This is a genomic window from Hymenobacter agri, assembly GCF_054778495.1.
On record NZ_BAAGZM010000768.1, the window covers coordinates 1 to 1,714 of the forward strand.

The 1,714-nt window shown below is 62.2% G+C and carries 3 protein-coding genes; 2 read left to right on the top strand and 1 reads right to left on the bottom strand.

What is annotated here, in order from left to right; genetic code table 11:
- Together ACYVDE_RS21915 and ACYVDE_RS21920 are read left to right on the top strand one after the other, a co-directional pair.
- Window positions 1-310, top strand: a 310-nt coding sequence (locus ACYVDE_RS21915) for a shikimate kinase (protein ID WP_460503665.1), incomplete at its 5' end; no start/stop codon positions are given.
- Window positions 311-346: 36 nt separating this feature from the next.
- Window positions 347-1,015, top strand: coding sequence for a sterol desaturase family protein (locus ACYVDE_RS21920; protein WP_460503667.1), 669 nt, complete (start codon window positions 347-349; stop codon window positions 1,013-1,015).
- Between the two features lie 78 nt (window positions 1,016-1,093).
- Here the strand turns inward: ACYVDE_RS21920 and ACYVDE_RS21925 are convergent, their stop codons facing one another.
- Window positions 1,094-1,273, bottom strand: a complete 180-nt coding sequence (locus ACYVDE_RS21925) for a hypothetical protein (RefSeq protein WP_460503668.1) — start codon at window positions 1,271-1,273, stop codon at window positions 1,094-1,096.
- Window positions 1,274-1,714 lie beyond the last annotated feature (441 nt).

Here is a 1,714-nt window from a genome sequence, read left to right on the forward strand (position 1 = left end):
CACGGGCGGCGGCACGCCCTGCTTTCACGACAACATGGCACTGCTCAACCGGGCCGGCATCACGCTCTGGCTCGATGTGCCGGTGGCCGAGTTGGCTGCCCGCATGGCTCCCGAAGAAGTCGCTAAACGGCCGCTCATCGCGGCCGCCGGGGGCGCCGAAGCTTGGCTGCGCGAAACCCTTGCTACCCGAAAACAGTTTTACGCCAAGGCGCGGGTGCGCTGCTCAGTGGCGTGCACGCTGCCGGCGGTAGTGGCGCGGCTGGCGGCGGCGGGCTTTGCCCGACCCGGCACATTGCCCCCCGCGTCGTAAATTTGCCCCTCGATTCGTTTGTCGCTCAATAACCTTATGCAATCAGTATCCACCGAAGAGCCGGCCGTAGCGCCGGCCCCGACTACCGACGCCGCCCCCGTGCGGCCCAAGCACAAAGGTTCGGCCCAGCTGTTCAAAAATCCGGTGCTGGAGCGCTTGTCGCACACGCACATCGCCTTGCCGGTGAGCATTTTCGCGGCTACCGGCATCATTAGCATGTACTACGGCCTGACGCACGGCTTCATGTCGGCGCTGGGGGCCATTGGGCTGTTTTTGCTGGGGCTGCTGGCCTTCACGTTTGTGGAGTACGTGGTGCACCGTTACGTGTACCACATTCCGGCCACCACGCCAGGGCGGGCCAAGTTCCAGTACACCATGCACGGCGTGCACCACGAGTATCCCAAGGATAAAACCCGCTTGGCCATGCCGCCCATCATCACGGTGTTCGTGGCGTCGCTGCTGTTCTTCATCTTCCGGTTCAGCTTCGGCTCGTACGCGTTTGGGTTGCTGTCGGGCTTCACGTTCGGCTACGCCATGTACCTGTTTGTGCACTACGCCATTCACGCCTACGCGCCGCCCAAAAACTTCCTCAAAGTGTGGTGGACGCACCACAGCCAGCATCACTACCGGCAGGACGAGGTGGCCTTTGGCGTGAGCAGCACGCTTTGGGACCACATTATCGGTACCATGCCGAGCAAGAAATAGGTCTGCCGGCAACCAGTAAGAAAAGGCGCGGCTCCCAATCGGGAGCCGCGCCTTTTTGCATTTGGCAAAGGAGGCAAACTAGGGGCGTGGGCCCCGCATCTTGTTCACGATGAAGAACAATAGGGCCACTACGATGAACACGGCAATAATGCCCGTGTAGGCGCCGGCCTTAAAGATGTCGCCGATGGCTTCGCAGCTGGTGAGGGCGGTGGCCAGCACGCACAAAAAGAGGAACAGGGAAAACCGGGAGGCATTCATGGCTTGAAAGAAAAAGAAGGGGTGAAGAAGAAGCGGGTAGCCGCAGCTGCCCCGGTAAGCCTGATACTGTGCCCGCTGACAAAAGGTTGAGCCGGATGGTGGGGCCGGACTGCGCAGAATGTAAAAGCTGCGGGCGCCTGGGCGGACTCGGGCTGCTGGCCGCGCCCGCCCAGGCGCCCGAAGTGACCTGCTGCTATAGCGCAATACGTGGTTCTATGAAAAGCAAAAGGCCCCGGCACTGCGTAGCGCCGGGGCCTTTCACATTATCAGGCTTGTCGGTTATGAGGGAAGGATTGCCGCGTCCCATGTCTGCTCGGTGCGCAGGATGCTCCACTCGCAATGACAGACGACTACCCGCGCTACTGGCTTTACCAGCTGCCGCTGGCGCCGCCGTCGCCGCTGCTGCCCCCCCCAAAGCCGCCGAAGCCACCGCCTCCGCCG